Here is a 23,399-nt window from a genome sequence, read left to right as displayed (position 1 = left end):
TTGAGGCGTGGCGACACCGTGCGGAACCTGCGGCGCCGAGCCACGCGAGGGCGCCCGCTTCTGTGACGCCTGCGGTTCACCCGTCGCATCCATCGAAAGTCGCGCTGAATACAAGCAAGTGACGGTGCTCTTCGCCGATGTCGTTCATTCGATGGATATCGCGGCCACGCTGGGTGCCGAGCGGCTGCGGGAGATCATGGGTGAGCTCTTCAACCGGTGTTCTGCGATCGTCCACCGCTACGGCGGCACTGTCGACAAGTTCACCGGCGACGGCCTGATGGCCGTCTTCGGCGCACCCATTGCGCTGGAGGATCACGCGGTCCGCGCATGTCGGGCGGCGCTGGACATTCAAAAGGACGTAAAGAGCCTCGACGATGAGGTCGAGCGTCGCGACCATGTGGTGTTGCAGCTGCGCATCGGGCTGAACTCGGGTGGCGTGATCACCGGCGAGATCGGCTCTGGCCCTTTGGCTTACACCGCCGTCGGCGAGCAGGTGGGCATGGCCCAGCGGATGGAGTCGGCGGCGCCGCCCGGTGGGGTGATGGTCAGCGAATCGACAGCGCGGTTGGTGGAGAACGCAGCCATGCTGGGCGATCCCGAGCTTGTCCATATCAAGGGCGGCCACGAACCAGTGCCCGCACGCCGTTTGCTGGGCATCGCTTCGGGACGGCGTGCGACTCGTGTCGAGACAACGTTCGTCGGCAGGGACTGGGAGATGGCTGCACTGCGCGGACTTCTCGAACGGGCGGTCAACGGACGCGGATGTGTGGTCAGCCTCGTCGGTCCGCCGGGCATCGGTAAGACCCGCATGCTGCGCGAGATCTGCTCGTGTGCAACGGATATGGGCGTCGAGGTGGCCACGACGCTGTGCGAGTCACACACTGCGGACATCCCTTTTCACGCGGCGGGGGCTCTGTTGAGGGCGACGACCAACGCGCAGGGTTTGACCGACGATGCGGCGCGAGCGCAGATACGGGAACGCTTTTCAGGAGCTGAGGAAGAGGATCTGATCATCCTCGAAGATCTGCTTGGCATCGGCGATCCAGCAGCTGCGCTGCCCATGATGGATCCCGACGCCAGGCGACGCCGGATCACCGCAATGGTGAACGCCGCGGCGCTTGCGAGGGATACGCCGACCGTCTACGTCATCGAGGACGCGCATTGGATCGACGACATCAGCGAGTCGATGCTCTCGGACTTCATCGCCGTCGTGCCGCGAACTCGGTCCCTTGTGCTGATCACGTACCGCCCGGAATACAGTGGTGCGCTTACCCGTGCCCCTCGCATGCAGACCATTGCTCTTGAACCGCTCGACGATGCGCACATGTCGAAGCTCAGCACTGAGCTGCTGGGTGAGGACAGATCGGTGGCCGAGTTGGCCGATTTGGTCGCCGAGCGTGCCGGCGGCAACCCATTTTTCGCCGAGGAGATCGTGCGGGATCTGAGGGAGCGCGACGTGTTGATCGGCGGGCGCGGATGCTACCTGTGCGTCGAGCCGGCTCGAGATGTCAACGTGCCGAGCACATTGCAGGCCGTGATCGCCTCTCGCATCGACCGTCTGGACCCCGCGGCGAAGCGCGCACTCAACGCCGCGGCGGTGATCGGATCTCAGTTCGGGCCCGAAATGCTGGAGGCGCTGCAGATCGAACCGGCGCTGAGCGAGCTCGTCGCTGCCGAGCTGATCGACCAGACTGCGTTCGCGCCCCGGCCGCAGTTCGCATTCCGGCATGGTCTGATCCGCGCCGTAGCGTACGAATCCCAACTCAAATCCGATCGTGCGCAGCTACATCGGCGGCTGGCGGAGACGATCGAACCCGACGATCAGAACGCCGCCCTCATCGCCGAGCATCTCGAGGCCGCCGGTGACCCCCGCGCAGCATACGAGTGGCACATGCGGGCAGGCGCGTGGTCGATCATTCGTGATATCACGGCGGCGCGAACAAGCTGGTCGCGCGCAAGGGACATCGCCGACGCGCTGCCACCGGACGATCCGGATCGGCTGCGGATGCGCATTGCGCCTCGAACCCAGCTGTGTGCAACGACCTATCGGTCGGCTTCGAGTTTCGCCGATTCCGGATTCGGTGAGTTGCGAGATCTTTGTTCGCAGGCCGACGACAAGCGGTCACTGGCAATGGGGATGCTCGGTGAGATGACCGAGCGGATGGCAAGAGGACGCGTTCGCGACGCCTCACGGCTGGCCACCGAGCACGAGGCGCTACTGGAGGCGATAGGGGATTCCGACTTCATGGTCGGAATGTGCTTCGGGCCAATGGCAATCAAACAGGAAACCCGTGAGATGGACGACATCCTGCGCTGGTCGGAGCTCAACATCGCGCTGGCGCAAGGTGATCCGACAAAGGGAAATTTCCTGGTCGGCTCCCCGTTGGCTATTGCGCTGGCATTCCGTGGGGTGGCCCGATACCAGTTGGGAATCTCCGGGTGGCGTAACGACTTCGATGATGCCGCCGAGATGGCGCGCGGCATCGACCCGCTGACTTATGCCAGCGTCATTGTCTACAAGTACGCCGCGGCCGTCGGCAACGGGGTACTGCTTGCGGACGACGATGTCCTGGCCGAGCTCGATGAAATGCGACAGATCGCGGTCAACTTCGCCGACCACAATGCAGTTGGCCTGACTACGTACACGCTGGCGCTGGCCCTGCTCGAGGGGGCGTCTGACCGCGATCGCGCACTGAAGCTGCTGTCCGAGGTGCGCCAGATGTGCGACAACGGAAGTTTCTTCAAGTCGGAACTGCCGCTCATCGCCCTCTGCACGGCCCGGGAGCAAGTCAGAGGCGGAGACTTCCGCGGGGTGGCCCAGGCAATGCAAACTGCGCTGGACGCCATCTATGACAACGAGCAGTACGCCTACTGCAGTGCTGCGACCAGGTTGTTCGTGGAAACCCTTCTGGAACAGGGCGATCGCGGTGCATTAGCACAGGCGGAAACCGCTGTTGACAGGTTGGCCGCCGCGCCGCTCCACGGTGTGGTGGTGCGCGACATCGCCGTAATACAGTTGCGCGCCATGCTCGCCAGAGCCCGTGGCGATGAGGGGGCCTACGGCGATCTCAGGGACCGCTACCGCGACATGGCCACCGAACTCGGCTTCGAGGGCCACATGGCATGGGCAGCTGCGATGCCCTAGCTCTCCAGCACCGCCAACGCAGCGTTGTGACCGCCGATGCCCGACACTGCGCCGCCCCGGCGAGAACCCGAGCCGCACAACATGATCCGGTCATGGGCGGTGGCCACCCCCCAGCGTTGTGCGGGCGTGTTCAAGGGCTCGTCGTCCTCAGCGAACGGCCACTGCAACGCACCGTGAAATATGTTGCCGCCCGTCATCCCCAGCGTCTGCTCCAGATCCAGCGTCGTCTTCGCCTCGATGCACGGCCGGCCTGCGGCATCCTCCATCAGGACATCGTGAATCGGCTCGGCCAGAACGGAATTCAACGAGTTCAACACCGCGGAGGTCAACGCTTCCCGCGCGCGGTCGGGGTCGCCGCCGACGACCAGGCTGTGCGGGGTGTGCAGGCCGAAAACCGTCAGCGTCTGCGCACCGGACTCCCGCAACCGATCCGACAAGATGCTCGGATCCGTCAACGAATGGCAGTAGATCTCGCATGGCAGCGGATCGGGCACCACGCCGTGCTCGGCGCGCTGGTATGCGACGTCGAGTTGGCTGTATGTCTCGTTGATGTGGAACGTGCCGCCGAACGCCTGCTCGGGTGTGACGCTGTCGTCCCGCAGTCGCGGCAGTCGGCGAAGCATCAGGTTCACCTTCACCTGCGCGCCTGGCGTCAACGCCGGTTCGGATTCGCCAAGCAGTCGCGCCAGAACCACGGGCGTCACGTTGGCCAACACGACGTCGGCGTGCACGCTGTGTTCCTGGCCGTCGCGGCGGTAGTTCACTTCGCCGCCTTCAGTGAGCGCGTAAACATCTGCACCCGTGAGGATTTCGGCGCCGTGTCCTGCGGCCGACGCGGCCAGTGCGCCGGTGACGGCGCCCATGCCGCCGACAGGGACGTCCCAGTCGCCGGTGCCGCCGCCGAGTAGGTGGTAGAGGAAGCACACGTTCTGCACCAGAGTCGGATCGTCGGTACTGGCGAAAGTGCCGATCAACGCATCGGTCGCCATCACGCCGCGCACCAGATCGTTGCCCACCGCCGCGGTGATCGCCTGCCCGATCGGCTCGTCGAACATGAACCGCCACGCGTCGTCGGCACCCACATGCTTGCGGGCTTCGGCGCGGGTGCGCAGCGGTTGCAACAACGTCGGCCACAGCCGGGATGTGACAGCGCGGCATCGCTGGTAGAACTGCGCGAACCCGGCTTCGTCGCCGGAAGCCCCGACCGCGCCGAACGTCGACGCGGGCCCGATCAACAGGCCGGTGCGGCCGGCCGTTGCCGGATCGGGGGTGTAGGAGGAGTAGCGCCTGCGGACCAACCGCACCCGCACGCCAAGCTCGTCGACGATGCGCTGCGGCAGCAGGCTGACCAGATACGAGTAGCGCGACAGCCGGGCGTCGACACCGTCGAAGGCATGCGCGGACACCGCCGCACCACCGACGTGGTCCAGCCTCTCGAGCACCTGCACACTGCGACCGGCGCGAGCCAGGTATGCAGCGGCGACCAGACCGTTGTGCCCGCCGCCGACGATCACGGCGTCGAAGTGCTGCTTCAGCTCAGGTAGCCCTCGACCTCATCGGCCGGTCGCACCTTGGCCTCGCGCGCGTCGCCGCCGGTCTCGCGCAGTGCTCTGCGCTGCCGCAGCAGGTCCCAGCACTGATCGAGTGCCACCTCGACCGCACGCAATCGCTGATGTTCCTCGGACTCGTCGATCTGGTGGCTCTGCAGCTTGGCCCGTAGGTCCTGCTCCTCAGCCACGAGCTTGTTGACCTGCGCGAGAATGTCTTCATCTTTGGCCACGGATCCAGACTACGGTGAGTGCGGTGACTACCAAGCCAGAGATCGAGTTTCCCGACGGCCCTGCGCCTACGGACCTCGTCATCAAGGACATCGTCGTCGGCGACGGCGCGGAGGCCGTGCCAGGCGGGACCGTCGAGGTGCACTACGTCGGCGTCGAGTACGACTCCGGAGAAGAGTTCGACAGCTCGTGGAATCGCGGCGAGTCGATCGAGTTTCCGCTGCGCGGCCTGATCCAGGGTTGGCAGGACGGCATTCCCGGCATGAAGGTCGGCGGCCGTCGCCAGCTCACCATCCCGCCGGAACAGGCCTACGGTCCCTCCGGTGGCGGGCACCGCCTGTCGGGCAAGACTCTGATTTTCGTCATCGACCTGCTGGCTACCCGCTAAGAGAACTAGCGAGGCCCTGGCAGCCGCAGCAGCAGCCGGACGCCGCCAAGCGGGCTGTCCTCCAATGAGGCTGTGCCGCCGTGCAATTCGGCCTGCTGGGCGACCAGCGCCAGGCCAAGCCCCGAGCCGGAGACCGACGCCGTCGAGCCGCGCGAGAACCGCTCGAACACCAGTTGACGCTCTTCGGCTGGGATGCCGACGCCGTCGTCGTCGATCGCGATCTCAACGCCTTCGCGTGAACTGACCGCCGACAATTGCACCCGTGTCGCGCCACCGTGTTTGACAGCGTTGGCGATCGCGTTGTCGACGGCCAGCCGCAGCCCGGCCGGCAGCCCGACGATGATCACGGTCGGTGCAGGCACCAGGGAGACGTCCAAGTCCGGGTACACCCGCATCGCGTCATGCGCGGCGCGGTCGAGCAGTTCGGTGATGTCGACGGGCACGTGGTCGTCGGAGGTCGACAGCTCGCCCTGCGCCAGCCGCTCCAGCGCCCCGAGCGTGGCCTCGATGCGCGACTGCGTGCGGATGACGTCGTTGACCACCTCTTTGCGCTGCTCTTCGGGAAGATCCAGGGTGGCAAGCACCTCGAGATTCGTCCGCATCGCGGTCAGCGGGGTGCGCAGTTCGTGGGCGGACACCGCGGAGAAGTCGCGGGCAGACGCGAGTGCCGCCTTGGTGCGGCCCTGCTCTTCCCAGATGCGGCCCAGCATGCCCTTGACGGCGTCGGCGATCTCGACGGCTTCGGTGGCGCCGCGCACTTCGATCTCGGGTGGTTCGTCGCCCGCATCGATCTGGCTCGTCTGTTGGGCCAGCCGTTTGAACGGGCGCACCGCGAAAGTGGCCAGCATCCAACCGAACACGGTCGACGCGACGATGGCCAGGAAGCAGATGATGATCACCCGCCGGTGCAGATTGTTCGTGTCGCCGATGGTCGCGTCGTAGGTGTCCCCGACCGCGACCGCCATCGGCTCCGGTGCCCGAATCTCCACGGTGCGGACGCGATATCGCACACCGTCGACAAAGGTGTCCTCGTAGCCGGCCGGCAGCTCAGGGAGCACGACATCCGAGTTGGACGACACCTGGCCGTTCTTGCGCACCGTGATGACGGCGTCCTGGTCGTTCGGCGACTTGGGAATCTCGTCGAGCCCGCGGGGGAGGAACGGGATCGCGAAGCCCGCGGCCTCATCGAGCCTGCGGTCCAGCCGCTCCTTGCGGTCGTTGGTGATGCCGACCCACACCACGGTCCCGACGATGAGGACCGGAATCGCGGCGCCGATAGCTGTCGCGACCACCACTCGGGTTCGAAGCGAAGGCGTGCTGCGGAAGATCCGCGACAGCAGGTTCATGACCTATTGCGTCCTGAGCACAAACCCCACGCCGCGGACGGTGTGCAGCAGCCTCGGCGCACCGCCGGCCTCCAGCTTGCGACGCAGATAACCGATGAACACGTCTACGACGTTGGTGTCGGCCGCGAAGTCATAACCCCACACCAGCTCCAACAGCTGCGCGCGGGACAGCACCGCCGTCTTGTGCTCGGCGAGCACGGCGAGCAGGTCGAACTCGCGCTTGGTCAGGTCGACGTCGGCACCGTTGACGCGGGCACGCCTGCCGGGGATGTCGACCTCCAGCGGGCCGACCGTGATGGTCTCCGAAGAGAACGTCGCGGTCGCGCCACGCCGGCGCAGCAGCGCCTTGACCCGCGCGACCAGTTCGGCCAGCACAAACGGCTTGACCAGATAGTCGTCGGCACCAGCCTCCAGGCCGGCCACCCTGTCGTCGACGGAACTGCGCGCCGACAGCACGCAGACGGGCACGTCGTTGTCCATCGCCCGCAGCGCCGTCACCACGCTGACACCGTCGAGCACCGGCATGTTGATGTCCAGCACGATCGCGTCGGGCCGGGTCTCGGTGGCGCTGCGCAGCGCCTCGGCGCCGTCGACGGCCGTCGCCACATCGAATCCGGACAGCCGCAGCCCGCGTTCGAGCGACGCCAACACGTCGGGGTCGTCGTCCACCACAAGCACGCGGGGCGAAGCCGCTCCACTGTCCATGCCCGCAATCTTGCCTGAAGACCTGCCCCCGATGTGCCAGGTACCCAAGCGACGCGGTATCACCGTGGCTGCGGTCTTATCACCGCCGTGTCACGGCCGGCTGAACGTTCACGCGATAGCAAAGCGACGCTAATGCCCCGGTGCTAGCATCTGCGAAATCATGCTCCCGCTATCTCCGCGTCTGATTGTCGAGCCCGATGACGGCTTGGATCCGGTCCGCGAATTCATCAATTCCGCGCAAAATTCCCTTTTGATCAAGCAATTCACGTTCACCGAGCCGAGTTTGGTCGCCGCCGTCATTGACCGGAAGAACGCAGGCGTCGATGTGAGGGTGCAGCTCAATGCGGCACGATCAGGCGGCGATCGAGCCAATGATGAGACCTTCGAGCAATTTCAAAACGCCGGGATCGCGGTGCAGTGGGCCAACCCGAAGTTCTACGTGACCCACGAGAAATCGATTGTGGTCGACGAAAAAGTTGCGCTGGTCGCGACGTTCAATCTGATGGAAAAGTATTTCACGCTGACCCGCGACTACGGGGTAATCACCGATAACCCCTATCACGTCGCGCAGATCGTCGAAGTATTCAATGCCGACTGGGAACATCGGGATTGGGACTGCTGGGCTTATGAGGGTCTGCTGTGGAGTAATTCGAATTCGCGCTATCACATGGCGCAATTCATCGACACGGCCACCGAGCGCCTGGATGTGCAGCACCCGAAGTACGTCGACGCGGTCATCATGGAGCGCCTCGCCGCCGCGGCCGACCGTGGCGTCAAGGTGCATGTGCTCTGCGGCGGTAAGCACGGCATCAGTGAATGGGACATTCTCGACACTTTCGCGTCGCTGCGGACGCTACGGCGCTTCGGCGTCAAGGTGCACAAACAAAAGAATCTGCGCGTGCACGCGAAGTTGATCATCGTCGACGGCCGACGCGCCCTGGTGGGGTCGATGAACATCGACCGCAGCGCCTTCGACCTGCGTCGCGAGCTCGGCATCATGACCGAGGACCCCGCCATCGTCGGGCGGCTGAAAGAGGTCTTCGACAACGACTGGGACACCTCGCACCACTACGAAGCGCCGGACCCACTCGATCCGGCCCAGCACCACGAGGACGACTTCCCGCACGACCACGATCTGATGCATGAGTGATGTCGACGCGGGGCCCGTCAAGGTCTCGCTCTTCGAGCTCGCGTGGACGTTCAACCACATTGCGCTCGCATCGTTCGGCGGTGGGCTCTCGGCGTGGTCACGCGAAGTGCTCGTCGTCGAGAAGGAGTGGATGGGCGAGGCGGAGTTCCTGTCCGCGATGACGATGTGCCGGATCCTGCCTGGCGCCAATCAGGTCAACATGGCGGTGTTCGCCGGTTCGAAGATGCGGGGTCTACCCGGCGCAGTGGCCGCGGTTGTCGGCCTCTGCCTTCTGCCCGTCGTTCTGATCATGGTGGCCGGCTTCTTCTACTTCCGGTTCAAGGAGATACCCGCGGTCAAGGGCGTCCTGCACGGCGCCTCGGCGGCCGCGGTGGCGTTGACGCTGGCGATGGTGATCCAAACTGGCCGCAAGTGCCTCACGGGGCTGATGCCGGTGCTGCTCTTCGCGGCGGCCTTCGTGCTGAACGGCCTTGTGCGATGGCCACTTCCGGTGGTGCTGGCCATCCTCGCGCCGGTCAGCCTGTTTTGGGCGTGGCCGAGGGAACGGCCCGCATGATCCACACCTACCTGCAAGTCGCGGGGTTGTTCGCGTCGCTTTCGCTGCTGTCGATCGGCGGCGGCAACGCGGTCCTTCCCGAAACGCATCTGCAGGCGGTCAAGGGTCACCACTGGATGACCGACAGCCAATTCGCCGACATCTTCTCGATCTCGCAGACCGCGCCGGGGCCAAGCATTCTGATCGTGACGCTCGTCGGCTACGGGGCGGGACTGACGGTTGGCGGCGTTCCCGGTGCCATCGTCGGCGGGCTGATCGCGACGGTCGCGATGCTGCTGCCCGCCGCATCGCTGATGTACGCCGTCACGCTGTTCTGGAAGAAGGCTCAGCAATCGAAGTGGCGAATCGCTGTCGAGAAGGGCTTCGCGCCGCTGACCGTCGGTCTGATCATGGCCACGTCGCTGGTGATGAGCCGCGCCGCCGACCACGACTGGCGGGCATACACGCTGACAGCGATCTGCACCTTGATCTTCATCCGCACCAAGGCCAATCCGCTGCTCGTGGTTTTCGCTGCGGGCGTACTGGGGTACTTCGGCATCGTCTGAGGTGCGGGGAAGCCGTTGACCTCATCCATTGTTGAGGTTCTACGGTGATTTGATGACCTTTGAAACTGTGGCGCGGCAAAGTCTCTACCGCCAGGTCCGCGCGCGTGGCGGCGATTTGCGGTTGTTGGCCGACCGCCGGTTGGTGGGCCGCATCTGGCGCTTCGCGGGACGGCACCACCGCCGGCTTGGCGCCTTCGTCGCGGTCAGCGTCGTCGGCGCGTTGCTCGGTTTGGCGACGCCGCTGCTGGCGGGCAAGGTCATCGACGAGATCGGCCGAGGCGCGCTCGGCGCCGTCGTTGCGCTAGCCGGGGTGATCGCAGCGGTCGCCGTGGCTGAGACGGTCATATCGCTGGTGACCCGCTGGCTCTCCTCGACCATCGGCGAAGGTCTCATTCTCGACTTGCGGACCGCCGTTTTCGATCACGTGCAGCGGATGCCCATCGCGTTCTTCACCCGCACCAGGACCGGCGCTCTGGTGAGCCGACTCGGCAACGACGTGATGGGGGCACAACGCGCCTTCTCGGATACCTTCTCCGGAGTCGTCACCAACATCGTCACGCTGACGCTGACGCTTGTGGTCATGCTCAGCATCTCCTGGCAGGTCACCCTGCTGTCTTTGATCCTGATGCCGCTGTTCCTGATCCCCGCCCGCTGGATGGGTCACAACATGGCGCAGTTGGCCCGCGAAGCCGCCGTCCACAACGCGACGATGAATACCCAGATGACCGAACGCTTTTCGGCTCCGGGCGCAACCCTGGTGAAGTTGTTCGGCAGCCCGGCAACGGAGTCGCGCGAGTTCGGGGCGCGGGCCGGGCGCGTACGCGACATCGGCGTGCGGACCGCGATGTTGCAGTCGGTCTTCATGAACTCGTTGACGCTGATGTCGGCACTGGCGCTGGCGCTGGTGTACGGGCTCGGCGGCGTGCTTGCGATCGGTGGACACCTTCAGACGGGTGCGATCGTCTCGCTGGCGCTACTGCTCACCCGGCTGTACTCACCGCTGACCGCCCTGGCCAACGCCCACGTCGAGATCGCAAGTGCGCTGGTCAGTTTCGAGCGGGTCTTCGAGGTGCTGGACCTGGTGCCGCTGATCCAGGAGAAGCCGGACGCGGTAGCTGTACCGGACGGACCCGTGACGGTGGAACTCGACGACGTGCGGTTCTCCTATCCGTCTGCCGAGGCAGTTTCGCTTGCTTCGCTTGAAGAGGTGGCCGTCTTGGACGACCGCGGCGGAGACGAAGTGCTACACGGCGTTTCGTTCACCGCGGAGCCGGGTCAGATGGTCGCCCTCGTCGGCTCGTCCGGCGCGGGCAAGTCGACCATCGCGTCGTTGTTCGGGCGGCTCTACGACGTCGACTCGGGTGCGGTACGCCTCAACGGCGTCGATGTCCGTGATGCCACGTTCGCCTCGCTGAAGGAAACCGTCGGCATGGTCACCCAGGACGGCCACCTGTTCCACGAGTCCATCCGCTCCAACCTGAAACTGGCCGCTCCGGACGCGACCGACGAAGAGCTTTGGCGTGCACTGGACCGGGCCCGCCTTGCCGACGTCGTGGCCGACATGCCCGACGGGTTGGACACCGTCGTCGGTGAGCGCGGGTACCGCTTGTCGGGCGGTCAACGGCAGCGGCTCACCATCGCCCGGCTACTGCTCGGCCGCTCGCGGGTGGTCGTCCTCGACGAGGCCACCGCATCGCTGGACTCGGCTTCGGAGGCCGCGGTCCAGCAGGCGTTGGCCGAGGCGCTGGCCGGTCGGACGTCCATCGTGATCGCCCATCGGCTCTCCACGATCCGTGCAGCCGACGTGATCCTGGTGGTCGAAGACGGCCGGATCGTCGAACGCGGCTCGCATGAGCAGCTGTTGCGCCGCGGCGGGCGGTACGCCGAGCTCTATCGGACGCAGTTCGGCACCAAAAAGGATTCCGAGGATGTCGTAGCGGCATGAGACCCTGGAACCGCTTTGACTGAATCGACCATAGATACGTTGCGCTCGGCGCCGGCGATCGCACGACCGCCGGCGCGTCAACGTACCGGTTCGGATCTGTGGCGCCTGATGCCCTATCTGCTGCCGTACCGCGCGCGGTGGATCGCGATGGTGCTCATCGCGCTGTCCAGCCTCGTTGCCACCGTGGCCATTCCGCTGATGACCAAGGCCGTCATCGACGGGCCGGTGGCCCATCGGGACCAGCACGGGCTGTGGATACTCGGCGCCGCCGCGATGGGCGTCGGCGTGTCGGAGGCTGTGCTGTGGTTCATCCGTCGGTGGTTGGTCGCCCGCGCCACCATGGGTGTCGAGGCCGACATCCGCAAGGACCTCTACGCGCGCCTGCAGATTCTCCCGATGTCGTTTCACGGCCGCTGGCAGTCAGGTCAACTGTTGTCGCGAATCATGAACGACCTGAGCACCATTCGCCGATTCATGTCCTTCGGCATGCTGTTCCTGCTTCTGAACACCATCCAGATCGCCGTGGTGACGGCCATCCTGTTGGGGATGTACTGGCCGCTCGGCGTAGTCGTTGTGGTGTCAATTGTGCCGATCACGTTGACTGTCCTGCACTTTCAGCAGACCTACACCAAGCTTTCCCGGCTGGCGCAGGATCAGGCCGGCCACGTCGCAACACACGTCGAGGAGTCCGCTCTCGGTGTACGGGTGGTCAAGTCGTTCGGCCGTGAGGATTACACCTACGACAGGTTCGACAAGCAGTTGACCGACCTGTACGACACCCAGGTCGGCAGGGTGTCGGTATCCGCGAAGTTCTGGACCCTGCTGGAGGTCATCCCCAACCTGACCCTCATCGTCGTGCTCGGCTTCGGCGCGTATGCCGCGGGTCACGGCTACGTGACGATGGGCACGTTGGTCGCGTTCATCACGATGATGCTGTCACTGGTGTGGCCCATCGCGTCGCTGGGCTTTCTGCTGTCGATGACGCAGGAGTCGTTCACCGCCGCCAACCGGATCGCCGAAATCTTCGACGCCCCACAGGAAATCACCGATGGCCCGTCGAATCGGACTCCTCGTGGCGGTCGGCTGGAACTGATCGACGTCGGCTTCCGCTTTCCCGACTCTCAGGAGTGGGCGCTGCGACACGTCAACGCCACCGTCGAGCCAGGGGAGACGATGGCGCTGGTCGGTACGACGGGTTCGGGCAAGTCGGTGCTGGCCTCGCTGCTGTCCCGCCTCTACGACGTCACCGAGGGCGAGATCCGCATCGACGGCCAGGACATCCGCGAATTGACACTGCCGGCACTGCGGCAGGCGGTGGCCACCGCGTTCGAGGACCCGACCCTGTTCTCCATGTCGGTGGCCGAGAACCTTCGGCTCGGCAGATCCGCGGACAACCCAGCCACCGACGAACAGCTGGCGCAGGCCATCGAGGTGGCCGCCGCAGACTTCGTGTACGACCTGCCGTTCGGGCTCGACACCCGCATCGGCGAGCAGGGCATGAGCCTGTCCGGCGGTCAGCGGCAACGGCTCTCGCTGGCGCGCGCCATCCTCGCCGCGCCCAAGATCCTCGTGCTCGACGACACGCTGTCCGCGCTCGATGTGCACACCGAGGCCGTCGTCGAGGAAGCGCTGCGCCGGGTGCTGCACTCGGTGACCGGCATCGTGGTCGCCCACCGGGCGTCGACGGTGCTGCTGGCCGACAAGGTGGCGCTGCTGAGCCGGGTCGATTCTGGCGGGGCAACCATCACCCACATCGGCACACACGCGCAGCTGCTGGCCACCGTGCCGCAGTACCGCTACCTGCTGGCCGCAGACGACGAACTCGACGACGGCGCTGAACGCAGTTGCGCATGGGAAGAAGACGAGGACCGCGGTCGGCTGGAGCACCTCGTGGAAGAGCACGAGCCGCGCGACTACGTCTCCTCGGAGGCTGAGCGCCGATGACCACTACCGAGTGGCGTGGCCGCCTCGACGAGGACAACGACGACAGCCTGCCCATCGACGAAAGCGTGCCGCGCCGCCGCGAAGCCCGGGCCCTGCTCTTTTCGCTGTTGCGCCCGTACCAGGTGACGGTCGCTTTGCTTGCGATCGTCGTCGTGGTGGAAAACCTTGCCCGCCTTTCGGTTCCGATCCTTGTGCAACGCGGCATCGACCACGGCATCCCGCCGATCCTGGCCGGTGGTTCGGCACACACGCTGATGGTCATCGTCGCGGTGCTGGGCGGGGTGGTGGTGATCCAGGCGACCAGCCGGATGTTCTTCCTGCAGCGCTCCGGTCGCATCGGCCAGAAGGTGCTGCTCGAGTTGCGCCGCCGGATATACCGGCACTTCCAGCGCTTGGACATCGCATTCCACGAGCGCTACACGTCGGGGCGGGTGGTCAGCCGCTCCACCAACGACGTGGAGGCCATCCAGGACATGCTGGAGACGGGCTTCGACAGCCTGATCACCGCTGCGCTCACGCTGATCGGCACGGCCATTCTCCTTGTCACACTGGATGTTCGGCTTGGCCTGATGTGCTTGGCGGCGTTCCCGATTCTGGTGGCGCTGGTGTGGTGGTTCCGCAACGAGTCGGCCAAGACGTACCGCAGGGTTCGCGAGAGCGCGGCACTGGTGATCGTGCAGTTCGTCGAAACGATGACCGGCATCAAGGCGGTCCAGGCCTATCGGCGTGAGCCGCGCAATCAGGAGATCTTCGAAGACATCGCCGACCGCTACAAGGCCGACAACGAGCGAACCTTCCGGTTGCTCGCGATCTTCATGCCCGGCGTGAAGCTGGTCGGCAACCTGACTACCGGTGTGGTGTTGCTCTACGGCGGCTATCGCGTGTTGCACGGTCAGATGACCATCGGCACCCTGGCCGCGTTCCTGCTGTATCTGCGGATGTTCTTCGAACCGATGCAGGAGATTTCGCAGTTCTTCAACACATTCCAGTCCGCCTCGTCGGCGCTGGAGAAACTGGCCGGTGTGCTCGCCCAGCGCCCCGGGATCAAGGATCCGGCGCATCCGGTGGCGCTCGGTAAGGTGCGCGGCGACGTCGTCTTCAACGACGTGAAGTTCTCCTATGTGCAGGACCGGTTGGTGCTGCCCGACCTGAGTTTCTCGGTGCCTGCGGGCCAGACGGTCGCGCTGGTGGGCACCACCGGCGCGGGCAAGACCACGATCGCGAAGCTGATCGCGCGGTTCTACGACCCGACGTCGGGTGCTGTGACGCTGGATGGCATTGACCTGAGGGATATTTCGCAGAGTGAGCTGCGACGCCACGTCGTGATGGTGACGCAGGAGAACTTCATGTTCGAGGGCACCGTCGCCGACAACATCCGGTTCGGCCGCCCCGATGCCACCGATGAGCAGGTCCGCTCAGCGGCGGCCGCAGTCGGCGCGGACCGATTCATCGAGGCGCTGCCCGACGGCTACGACACCGACGTCGCCAAGCGTGGCGGCCGGCTCTCGGCGGGGCAGCGGCAGTTGGTGGCCTTCGCGCGGGCCTTCCTCGCAGACCCTGCGGTGCTGATCCTCGACGAAGCCACGTCGTCGCTGGACATTCCGAGCGAGCGGATGGTGCAGCGGGCGCTGGAAACCGTGCTGGCCGACCGCACCGCTTTGGTGATTGCGCACCGCTTGTCGACGGTCGAGGTGGCCGACCGCGTGCTGGTGCTCGAGCACGGCCGCATTGTGGAAGACGGTGCACCCGAGCAGCTGATCGGCCGCACCGGCGGTCGGTATGCCGCGCTGCATCGCGCGTGGGTGGAGTCGCTGGCCTAGCCATCTGCGATTTGCGTGCGTTCGGGAGCGCTCACGGCTCCATAACGCACACAAATCACGTGTTGGCCTGGGCCAGCAGTGTTTCCAGCTTGGCGTTGATCGCCGGCATCTGCGAATTCAACACCGAGATGATCTTTTCGCGGGCGCGCTCACTGACCGCCGCCGAAACGTGGTGCAAGACGTTGAGCCGTGACGCGTCGACCCACGCCATCATGTCGGGGTCGGTGAACCACTGAAGCTGGTTCTTGTTGAAGGCCAACATCATTCGCAACCAGTCGATGGGCTCGCGCGGATACGGCACCGGACCGCAGAACGCATTTCGTGTCTCGTCGTCGGGATAGGCCGCTTCGACGTGGGCGATGACGGCCGCGCTGAACGCGGGCTGACACGTGCGGACCGCCTGCAGCGATATGTGGCCGTCGCTGAAAACCGGCGTCGGCTCTCGGTGAGCGAAACCGTCTGCGGTGCAGTCGATGTACAGCGCTGACCCGTCGATGTCGCGGACACCGTGATCGAGCGTGATGCGACCAGGCGCAATCGACTGCACGTGACCCATCCGCACGACGTCCTCGATGCGACGCAGTTCGGTGAGTTCGGCCTGCGACAGGATCGCGCAGCGATACATCGTCGGGTCGACGGATTCGTCGATGCGCATCAGGCAGCCCTTGGCCTCCAGCCTGTCGAACAGATCGGCGAGCGACTCCGCCTCGACCACCGCGCCAAGCTGGCTCGAGAAGTCGCGCAGCACGCGCTTGGCGAACTGCGAACCTGGCTGCACCGCAGCACGATCCAACACCCACGCATCCCGGGGCTTGATCCACGTCAACCGCTCCGGCGCGATGCCGTGCCGCAGCAGCCACAGGCAGGCGTCCATCGCGGTCTTGCCCGCGCCGACAATCACATAGCGGTCTTTGGGCTCGTGGATACGGGGCAACGAGTTGGGTGGCACGCAGTCAACGCCGTCGACGGCGTAGGACGGCGTACGCATCGACGGCACCACGATCTCCACGTGACTGGTCACGACGCGGCGCGCGGTCACCGTGATGTCCTGCCCGCCGAGCGTGCGGACTCGACCGTCGCCGAGGTATTCACTCATCGGCAGATAGGTCACCCGGCCCGAAGGCAGGAGATCCCGGCGCATCACCGCATCGAAGTACGCGCACACCTCGGCGCCGCTGGCCAACTCGTAGTACCCCGCGTTGAAACCATCCTGGTCGATGGCGTCGCTGCCCAGTTCGCGCGAGTTGACGCCGTAGTACGCCGAGGGCTGATGCAGCCGGACGAACGGATAGGCGCGAGTCCAGTGACCGCCGGGCTGGTCATTGCGATCGACCATGACGATCGTCGCATCTGACTCGCTGACCAGCGTGTCGGCGAATGCAAGTCCCATCGCACCCGCGCCGACCACCAGGTAGTCGGCCTCGATCGTCCTCCCCATCTAGCGCACCGTAGCGAAGAACTTCCGCACGTCGTCAACGAACAGCTCAGGCTGCTCGAAAGCGGCGAAGTGCCCGCCGCGCGGCATGTCCGTCCAATGGGTGATGTGGTAGGCGGCCTCGCACCAATTGCGCGGCGCGCAGAGGATCTCCTTGGGGAATGCGGCGACGCCGGTCGGCAGCTCAACCTTTTTTCGTTTGGCACCACCGAAGACGCGGAAGCTTTCCCAGTACAGCCGCGCCGATGAGGCGCCAGACCCGGTCAGCCAGTACAGCATCACGTTGTCCAGAAGCTCGTCCCGGGTCAGCACGTTCTCGGGATGACCGTCGCAGTCCATCCACGACCAGAATTTCTCGACGATCCACGCAAGCTGCCCGACAGGAGAGTCCACCAATGCGTAGCCGATGGTCTGCGGTCGGGTCGACTGTTGCTTGGCATAGCCGTTGTCCCACTTGCGGTAATGGTCGCCGCGCTCCAGGGCGCGCTTCTCCTCCTCGGTCGGGTCCTTCAGGTCGCCGGTCGGCCGGGCCAGCGGCCCGTTCAGATGAATCCCCACGCAGCGTCCGCCGTTTCGGCCGATCTGCGTCGTGACCGCTGCTCCCCAGTCACCGCCCTGCGCGCCGTAGCGCTCGTAGCCGAGGCGGCCCATCAACTTCTCCCACGTCTGCGCGATCTTCTCGACGCCCCAGCCCGTGCTCGACGGTTTACCGGAGAAGCCGTATCCCGGCAGCGAGGGACACACGACGTCGAACCCCGCTGCGGTCAGCGGCTCGATCACCTTGTGGAACTCCACGACGGAGCCGGGCCAGCCGTGGGTGATCAGCAGCGGAAAGGCGTCCTCGACCGACGACCGCTGGTGAATGAAATGGATGTCGAGGCCGTCGATCTCGGTGGTGAAGTGGTCGAACCTGTTGAGCGCGGCTTCCTGTGCGCGCCAATCGTATTCGTTTGCCCAATAGTCGGCCAGCTCACGCGTATAGCTCAGTGGGATGCCCTGCGTCCAGTCGTCGACGCACTCGGCCTCCGGCCATCGTGTGCGGGCCAGCCTGTCCTTCAGGTCGGCGAGGTCGGCGTCGGGGACCGCGATGCGAAAGCGATTGATCTGGGCCATGCACTACATCCTTGCGCGATAGAAGTCGACGAGGCTGCCGTACCCGCACGATTCGGCCAGCGCCAGTTCTCCTTCGCGGTCGACTTCTTCCAGGCGGTGCATCCATTCGTGCAGCAGGTTCGCCGCCTTTTGATGAAGCGCGTCGTCACGGCGGCCGCTCAAATGCGCCAAGTGGCGAATGTAGCGGTCGGCCAATGTCAATCGATGCACCGCGGCCACCACATCGATGGCTTCGCCTGCCCACAGTCGAACCAGGCGACGATAAGCGGTCAATTCGTCAGCGGGTAATCCGACCGCGTTCAGGGCCGCGCGTGCTTGGGCCAAACTGCTCAGCAAATTCGCACGCTCGGCCTTGAGCGTTTCGCGCGCGTTCAGCAGCGCGTCATCGAGCGCACCGGGCGGCGGCGCGTCTGCCGCGCCAACCACCGGCGGATGCATCTGGTTGGTGAGATCGAGCTGGGCCCAGATGCCGAAACTTTCGACCCACAGCGCGAATTCGCCAATGGCGACGTTCAACTCGGCACGGTGGTTGTCCAGATGTTCGGCGTACTGGCCGTAACCGCCCGCGGCCATCAGCCGAGCGGTCTGTGTCACCGCGGACGTCAATGCGCCGTGCGCGGCGACCACTTCCATCACGGTTTCCCGCGGCAATGGCGTAGCGCTCAAAGCGTCTCCAATGGTTATCCGTCTCTCCGATCCAGTAGAGCACCCCACGTCTGCTGCCTCATCTTCCACTCTCCGTTGGTCAAGATGGGGCCGCCCGCGGACAACGCGTGGGCGGCCCCGCGACGGCCTGACCCGAACCCCGCAGCCAGGTCAGGCGCTGATGGCCTGCTGTGCGCTGGGGAAGACCTCGATCTTGCGCGGCTTGACGGCCTCCGCGACGGGGATCGTGAGACGCAGCACGCCATCGGTGAAGTCGGCGCTGATTCCGTCTACATCCAGGTTCTTGCACAGCGTCAGATGCCGGGTGAACTCACCGTGCGGTCGCTCGGCCAGCAGCCAGTTGCCCTCAGTGGGTTCTGGCCGTCGGGCTGTCACGGTCAGTACGTCATGGTCGGCCGTGACGTCGATCGAGTCGGGAGTGACTCCCGGCAGATCAAGTTCGACGACGACGTTGTCGCCGTCGCGCCATGCGTCCATCTTCGCCATGGCGCGGCGGCTCACCTCGCCGCCCCACAGTTGTTGGGTCAGCCGATCAAAATCACGGAAGAACGGGTCGAACTTCAGCATGTTGATCACCTCCGATGCCAACCGTAGATCTATTTTTGTGGCATAGATAACCTATTTCTGTTGCCATATATTTCCAGGGCCGGCCTTCGGTCAGGGCAGTAACCGCGCGCGGCGAGCCTTGGCGACCGCCTCATGGCGGGTATGCGCGCCGAGCTTGGCCGTCGCACTGCGCAGGTAACTCTTCACCGTCTCCGGCTTCAGCGAAAGGCGTTTGGCCGCTTCGGCATTGGTGCAGCCGAGGGCGACTTGAGCCAGCACGTCGAGCTCGCGCGCCGACAATGCCGCAGCGGGCCCAGCCGATCGGCCCCGGGCCAGCCGCTCAGCGAGCACCCGCAACTGGGCCTGCAACGCAGGCGGTGCGGCCGGATCCGCGGCCAGCCTGCGCAGCTGGGCATGCACTTCCCGGATCTCTTCGGTTGCGGCCCCTCCCGCGACGTGCGCGTCACGCAGCCGCAGCCGACGGTCGACCTCATCGCGGATGCTGAGCTCGCGGCTGAGCCGTCGCGCCGACGCGATCATCAGGTCCGCGGTGCGACCCCCGATCGGCGCCGGCGCCCGATAGGCGCCGTAGAGAACGGCGCGCGCCCTGCCGTCCACCACGACCGGCACGGCCAGGATCGACCTGATCCCCTCTTGCAGCACCGGGCCGTCGTAATCGTGGGTGATCGAGGACGCCTTTCGGTAATCGGAGACGGACAACGGCCGCCGGGACACCACGCTCGCGCCGCCGAGGCCTGCGCTGGGCATGACCGCCAGCCCGCGCATGCCGCTGGTGCGTGCGCCGACGAACTCCGTCAGCAACAGCGTCTGCTCGTGCACCTCGCCGCCGAACGTGAGCGGCATGCCCGACTGGTCGGCGACTCGCCTCAGCTCGGCCCGCAGCGCGTCCGCGTCACGCGGGCGCAGCAGTGGCGAGCCGGAATGCAATCTGAACACCCTCTTTCGGGGGTATCGGGCGACTAGTGTGACGTAGATCCTATCCGCCATGACGTCCAACACCGATCTGTATCGCACCGCACGCGATCAGCTAGTCGACCTGATCGGCGACTACGACAAGGCCGTCGAGGCATTCGCATGGCCTCAGCTCACCGGCAGTTTCAACTGGGCAATCGACTGGTTCGACGTCATCGCCAGGGGCCCCTCCCGCGCTGATCAGACGGCGCTGTGGATCGTCGAGGAGGGCGGCGACGAGCAGAAGGTCACGTTCGCGGAGATGGCGGAGCGCTCGGACAGGGTCGCGACGTGGCTGGCCACGCTGGGCGTCGGCAAAGGCGATCGCGTCATCCTGATGCTCGGCAACCAGGTCGAGTTGTGGGAGGCGATGCTGGCCGTCGCCAAGCTCGGTGCGGTCATCATGCCGACGACCGGCGCGCTTGGCCCTACCGATCTGGCCGATCGCATCACCCGCGGCGGCGCACGGTTCGTCGTCGCAAACGACGTGGACACCACCAAATTCGACGACGTCGCCGGGGAGTACACCCGAATCGTTGTCGGCCGACCGGTGGAAGGTTGGCGTCATTACGCCGACGCATACGGCGTCGAATCGGCCGGCCCGTTCACCGCGCAAACCGCCGTCGACGATCCAATGCTCATCTACTTCACCTCCGGCACCACCAGTAAGCCGAAACTGGTTGAGCACTCGCAGATCAGCTATCCGGTCGGGCATCTGTCGACGATGGCGTGGATCGGCCTGCGACCCGGCGACGTCCACCTTGCGATCAGCTCGCCGGGGTGGGCCAAGCACGCGTGGAGTTGCTTCTTCGCCCCGTGGATCGCCGAGGCGACCATCTTCGTCTACAACTACAGCCGGTTCGACGCTGCCGCATTGCTTCAACAGCTTCGGCGCGCAGGTGTCAACACCTTCTGTGCGCCACCGACAGTGTGGCGCATGCTGATTCAATCCGACCTCGGCGAGAAACCCGACGGGCTGCGCGAGGTGCTCGGTGCGGGTGAGCCGCTCAACCCCGACGTGATCGCACAGGTCGAGCAGGCGTGGGGGTTGACGATCCGCGACGGGTTCGGTCAGACCGAGACGACGCTGCAGGTCGGCAACACGCCAGGTCAACCCGTGAAGCCCGGCTCGATGGGCAGGCCGATGCCCGGTGTGCCCGTCGTGTTGATCGACCCGGTCTCCGGTGAGCTCGCCGACGAGGGGGAGATCTGCCTTGACCTGCAACGCAATCCGCTCAACCTGATGACGGGGTACCTCGACGACCCCGCACGCAATGCCACCGTGACAGCCGGCGGCTACTACCACACCGGTGACGTCGCACAGCGCGATGCTGAGGGCTACATCACATACATCGGTCGAACCGATGACGTCTTCAAATCGTCGGACTACAAAGTGTCCCCCTTCGAATTGGAGAGCGTCTTGATCGAGCATCCCGCCGTCGTGGAAGCCGCCGTGGTGCCGCAACCGGACGAGACTCGGCTCTGTGTCCCGAAGGCGTACGTCTCGCTGGCCGAGGGTTGGCAGCCGACCGCCGAAACTGCGCGGCAGATCATGGAATACGCACGCGACCACCTCGCGCCGTATCTGAAGGTGCGCCGCGTCGAGTTCTACGAACTGCCCAAGACGATCTCGGGCAAGATCCGCCGGGTCGAACTCCGCCGTCGTGAGGAGAACTCTCAACCGATCGAGACGGAATACCGCTACGAGGATCTCGTGGATAGATGAAGTCCTACGACGCTGGTCCGACCGACGTTGCGATCCTCGAGGAGACCGTCGGGGAGAACTTCGAGCGCATCGCGGCCACCCACGCTGATGCCGACGCATTGGTGGATGTGTTCCACGGGATTCGTTACACCTACGCCGAGCTCAACGCCGAGATCGACGTTGTCGCACGGGGTTTGATGGCAATCGGCATCGAGAAGGGCGACCGGGTCGGCATCTGGGCGCCCAATTGCGCACAGTGGACCATCACCCAGTATGCGGCGGCGAAGATCGGCGCCATCCTGGTCAACATCAACCCGGCTTACCGCACGCACGAACTCGGCTATGTGCTCAATCAGTCCGGGGCGCGAATGTTGGTCGCCGCGACCTCCTTCAAGACTTCGGACTATGTCGCGATGGTGAACCAAGTGCGCCCCGAGACGCCGAAGCTGGCCGATGTGGTGTTCATCGGCACACCCGACTGGGATGCGTTGCGCGCCAGGGCCGAAGAAGTGTCTGGCGCCGACCTGCACGTGCGGATGGCCGAGTTGTCGAACACGGACCCGATCAACATCCAGTACACCTCGGGCACAACGGGTTTCCCGAAGGGCGCGACGCTGTCGCACCGCAACATACTGAACAACGGATTTTTCACCACCGAGTTGATCAATCTTGGGTCCGATGACCGGCTGTGTATTCCGGTGCCCTTCTATCACTGCTTCGGCATGGTGATGGGCAACCTCGGCTGTACCAGTCATGGTGCGACGATGGTGATTCCAGCGCCCGGCTTCGATCCGGGGCTGACGTTGCAGGCTGTTGAGCAGGAACGCTGCACCGGTCTCTACGGTGTGCCGACCATGTTCATCGCCATGCAGAACCACCCTGACTTCGCGAACACCGATCTGTCGCGGTTGCGCACCGGAATCATGGCCGGATCGGTGTGCCCGGTCGAGGTGATGAAGCACTGCGTCAACGACATGAACATGTCCGAGGTCGCCATCTGCTACGGCATGACGGAGACGTCGCCGGTGAGTTGCCAGACCCGCATCGACGATGATCTCGAGCGCCGGACCGCATCGATCGGCCGGGCGCACCCGCATGTCGAGATCAAAATCATCGACCCCGAGACCGGTGACGAAGTGGAGCGCGGTGAGCCGGGCGAGTTCTGCACGCGTGGCTACTCGGTCATGCTCGGGTATTGGGAAGACGACGAGAAGACCGCAGAGGCAATCGATTCCGATGGCTGGATGCACACCGGCGACTTGGCGGTGATGCGCGAGGACGGCTACTGCAACGTCGTCGGCCGCATCAAGGACATGGTGATCCGTGGCGGCGAGAACGTCTACCCGCGCGAGATCGAGGAGTTCCTCTACACGCACCCGGACGTCGAGGATGCTCAGGTGATCGGTGTCCCCGACGAGAAGTACGGCGAGGAGATCTGCGCCTGGATTCGGATGAAGCCCGGCCGGACACCGCTGGACGCCGACGCGGTGAAGGCCTTTGCGACGGGGAAGCTGGCGCACTACAAGATCCCGCGCTACGTACACGTCGTCGACGACTTCCCGATGACGGTCACCGGCAAGGTGCGCAAGATCGAGATGCGCGACGAGACGGTGAAGCTTCTCGGCCTCTAGTTCTCGTTG

General features: G+C 65.1%; 19 protein-coding genes. 10 read left to right on the top strand and 9 right to left on the bottom strand.

Annotated features, from left to right (window positions below):
- The first annotated feature begins 7 nt into the window (after positions 1–7).
- Positions 8–3,145, top strand: coding sequence for an AAA family ATPase (locus J3E61_RS04180; RefSeq protein ID WP_210082720.1), 3,138 nt, complete (start codon positions 8–10; stop codon positions 3,143–3,145).
- Here the strand turns inward: J3E61_RS04180 and J3E61_RS04175 are convergent.
- The gene (locus tag J3E61_RS04175) at positions 3,142–4,680 is read right to left on the bottom strand and encodes an NAD(P)/FAD-dependent oxidoreductase (protein WP_210085425.1); all 1,539 of its coding nucleotides are present in this window, start codon (positions 4,678–4,680) and stop codon (positions 3,142–3,144) included. The genes J3E61_RS04180 and J3E61_RS04175 overlap by 4 nt on opposite strands.
- Positions 4,677–4,925: a DUF2630 family protein gene (locus tag J3E61_RS04170; protein WP_192724043.1), complete on the bottom strand. Its 249-nt coding sequence runs from the start codon at positions 4,923–4,925 to the stop codon at positions 4,677–4,679. The genes J3E61_RS04175 and J3E61_RS04170 overlap by 4 nt, the downstream gene beginning before the upstream one ends.
- Before the next feature lie 23 nt (positions 4,926–4,948).
- Between J3E61_RS04170 and J3E61_RS04165 the strand changes: the two genes are divergently transcribed.
- A complete protein-coding gene (locus J3E61_RS04165; protein ID WP_210082719.1) occupies positions 4,949–5,311 on the top strand; it encodes an FKBP-type peptidyl-prolyl cis-trans isomerase in 363 nt (120 codons plus the stop codon).
- Between the two features lie 5 nt (positions 5,312–5,316).
- Here the strand turns inward: J3E61_RS04165 and J3E61_RS04160 are convergent, their stop codons facing one another.
- Complete coding sequence (locus J3E61_RS04160; protein ID WP_210082718.1) at positions 5,317–6,657, bottom strand: HAMP domain-containing histidine kinase; 1,341 nt, start codon at positions 6,655–6,657, stop codon at positions 5,317–5,319.
- Positions 6,658–6,660: 3 nt separating this feature from the next.
- The gene (gene prrA, locus J3E61_RS04155) at positions 6,661–7,371 is read right to left on the bottom strand and encodes a two-component system response regulator PrrA (RefSeq protein WP_192725168.1); all 711 of its coding nucleotides are present in this window, start codon (positions 7,369–7,371) and stop codon (positions 6,661–6,663) included.
- 151 nt (positions 7,372–7,522) lie between these two features.
- Between prrA and J3E61_RS04150 the strand changes: the two genes are divergently transcribed.
- Genes J3E61_RS04150 through J3E61_RS04125 form a run of 6 tightly spaced genes read left to right on the top strand, consistent with a single transcriptional unit; the run spans position 7,523 to position 15,322 of the window.
- On the top strand, positions 7,523–8,512 hold the full coding sequence (locus J3E61_RS04150; protein ID WP_210082717.1) for a cardiolipin synthase: 990 nt from the start codon (positions 7,523–7,525) through the stop codon (positions 8,510–8,512).
- Positions 8,505–9,068, top strand: coding sequence for a chromate transporter (locus tag J3E61_RS04145; RefSeq protein ID WP_192724039.1), 564 nt, complete (start codon positions 8,505–8,507; stop codon positions 9,066–9,068). Before J3E61_RS04150 ends, J3E61_RS04145 begins: the two co-directional genes overlap by 8 nt.
- Entirely contained in the window at positions 9,065–9,613 is a 549-nt protein-coding gene (locus J3E61_RS04140) for a chromate transporter (protein ID WP_210085424.1), read from the top strand. The genes J3E61_RS04145 and J3E61_RS04140 overlap by 4 nt, the downstream gene beginning before the upstream one ends.
- 52 nt (positions 9,614–9,665) lie before the next feature.
- Positions 9,666–11,558, top strand: coding sequence for an ABC transporter ATP-binding protein (locus J3E61_RS04135; protein ID WP_210082716.1), 1,893 nt, complete (start codon positions 9,666–9,668; stop codon positions 11,556–11,558).
- Positions 11,559–11,573: 15 nt separating this feature from the next.
- Entirely contained in the window at positions 11,574–13,502 is a 1,929-nt protein-coding gene (locus tag J3E61_RS04130) for an ABC transporter ATP-binding protein (protein ID WP_210082715.1), read from the top strand.
- Positions 13,499–15,322, top strand: coding sequence for an ABC transporter ATP-binding protein (locus tag J3E61_RS04125; protein WP_210082714.1), 1,824 nt, complete (start codon positions 13,499–13,501; stop codon positions 15,320–15,322). The genes J3E61_RS04130 and J3E61_RS04125 overlap by 4 nt, the downstream gene beginning before the upstream one ends.
- A 55-nt stretch (positions 15,323–15,377) precedes the next feature.
- Here J3E61_RS04125 and J3E61_RS04120 read toward each other — a convergent pair whose 3' ends face one another.
- The 5 genes from J3E61_RS04120 to J3E61_RS04100 form a co-directional block, all read right to left on the bottom strand.
- Entirely contained in the window at positions 15,378–16,760 is a 1,383-nt protein-coding gene (locus J3E61_RS04120) for an NAD(P)-binding protein (protein WP_210082713.1), read from the bottom strand.
- Complete coding sequence (locus J3E61_RS04115; protein ID WP_210082712.1) at positions 16,761–17,870, bottom strand: epoxide hydrolase; 1,110 nt, start codon at positions 17,868–17,870, stop codon at positions 16,761–16,763.
- A 3-nt stretch (positions 17,871–17,873) separates the two neighbouring features.
- On the bottom strand, positions 17,874–18,503 hold the full coding sequence (locus J3E61_RS04110) for a hypothetical protein (protein ID WP_210085423.1): 630 nt from the start codon (positions 18,501–18,503) through the stop codon (positions 17,874–17,876).
- Between the two features lie 183 nt (positions 18,504–18,686).
- Positions 18,687–19,112, bottom strand: a complete 426-nt coding sequence (locus tag J3E61_RS04105) for an Hsp20/alpha crystallin family protein (protein WP_210085422.1) — start codon at positions 19,110–19,112, stop codon at positions 18,687–18,689.
- 81 nt (positions 19,113–19,193) lie between these two features.
- Positions 19,194–20,030 (bottom strand): helix-turn-helix transcriptional regulator, encoded by an 837-nt coding sequence (locus tag J3E61_RS04100; RefSeq protein WP_210082711.1) that lies wholly within the window; start codon positions 20,028–20,030, stop codon positions 19,194–19,196.
- A 58-nt stretch (positions 20,031–20,088) separates the two neighbouring features.
- Between J3E61_RS04100 and J3E61_RS04095 the strand changes: the two genes are divergently transcribed.
- Positions 20,089–21,780 (top strand): AMP-binding protein, encoded by a 1,692-nt coding sequence (locus tag J3E61_RS04095; RefSeq protein WP_210082710.1) that lies wholly within the window; start codon positions 20,089–20,091, stop codon positions 21,778–21,780.
- On the top strand, positions 21,777–23,390 hold the full coding sequence (locus J3E61_RS04090) for an AMP-binding protein (RefSeq protein ID WP_210082709.1): 1,614 nt from the start codon (positions 21,777–21,779) through the stop codon (positions 23,388–23,390). The genes J3E61_RS04095 and J3E61_RS04090 overlap by 4 nt, the downstream gene beginning before the upstream one ends.
- Positions 23,391–23,399: the final 9 nt, after the last annotated feature.

This window comes from Mycobacterium sp. OAE908, from assembly GCF_017872775.1.
Taxonomy (GTDB): domain Bacteria; phylum Actinomycetota; class Actinomycetes; order Mycobacteriales; family Mycobacteriaceae; genus Mycobacterium.
Note: the sequence above shows the minus strand (reverse complement) of the source record. Positions and strands in the feature narration are given on the sequence as shown.

Excerpts from the sequence above, each read along its gene's own strand:
- J3E61_RS04160 (WP_210082718.1), bottom strand. The coding sequence starts at position 6,657 with ATGAACCTGCTGTCGCGGATCTTCCGCAGCACGCCTTCGCTTCGAACC.
- J3E61_RS04150 (WP_210082717.1), top strand. The coding sequence starts at position 7,523 with ATGCTCCCGCTATCTCCGCGTCTGATTGTCGAGCCCGATGACGGCTTG.
- J3E61_RS04145 (WP_192724039.1), top strand. The coding sequence starts at position 8,505 with ATGAGTGATGTCGACGCGGGGCCCGTCAAGGTCTCGCTCTTCGAGCTC.
- J3E61_RS04140 (WP_210085424.1), top strand. The coding sequence starts at position 9,065 with ATGATCCACACCTACCTGCAAGTCGCGGGGTTGTTCGCGTCGCTTTCG.
- J3E61_RS04135 (WP_210082716.1), top strand. The coding sequence starts at position 9,666 with ATGACCTTTGAAACTGTGGCGCGGCAAAGTCTCTACCGCCAGGTCCGC.
- J3E61_RS04125 (WP_210082714.1), top strand. The coding sequence starts at position 13,499 with ATGACCACTACCGAGTGGCGTGGCCGCCTCGACGAGGACAACGACGAC.
- J3E61_RS04120 (WP_210082713.1), bottom strand. The coding sequence starts at position 16,760 with ATGGGGAGGACGATCGAGGCCGACTACCTGGTGGTCGGCGCGGGTGCG.
- J3E61_RS04115 (WP_210082712.1), bottom strand. The coding sequence starts at position 17,870 with ATGGCCCAGATCAATCGCTTTCGCATCGCGGTCCCCGACGCCGACCTC.
- J3E61_RS04110 (WP_210085423.1), bottom strand. The coding sequence starts at position 18,503 with ATGGAAGTGGTCGCCGCGCACGGCGCATTGACGTCCGCGGTGACACAG.
- J3E61_RS04095 (WP_210082710.1), top strand. The coding sequence starts at position 20,089 with ATGACGTCCAACACCGATCTGTATCGCACCGCACGCGATCAGCTAGTC.
- J3E61_RS04090 (WP_210082709.1), top strand. The coding sequence starts at position 21,777 with ATGAAGTCCTACGACGCTGGTCCGACCGACGTTGCGATCCTCGAGGAG.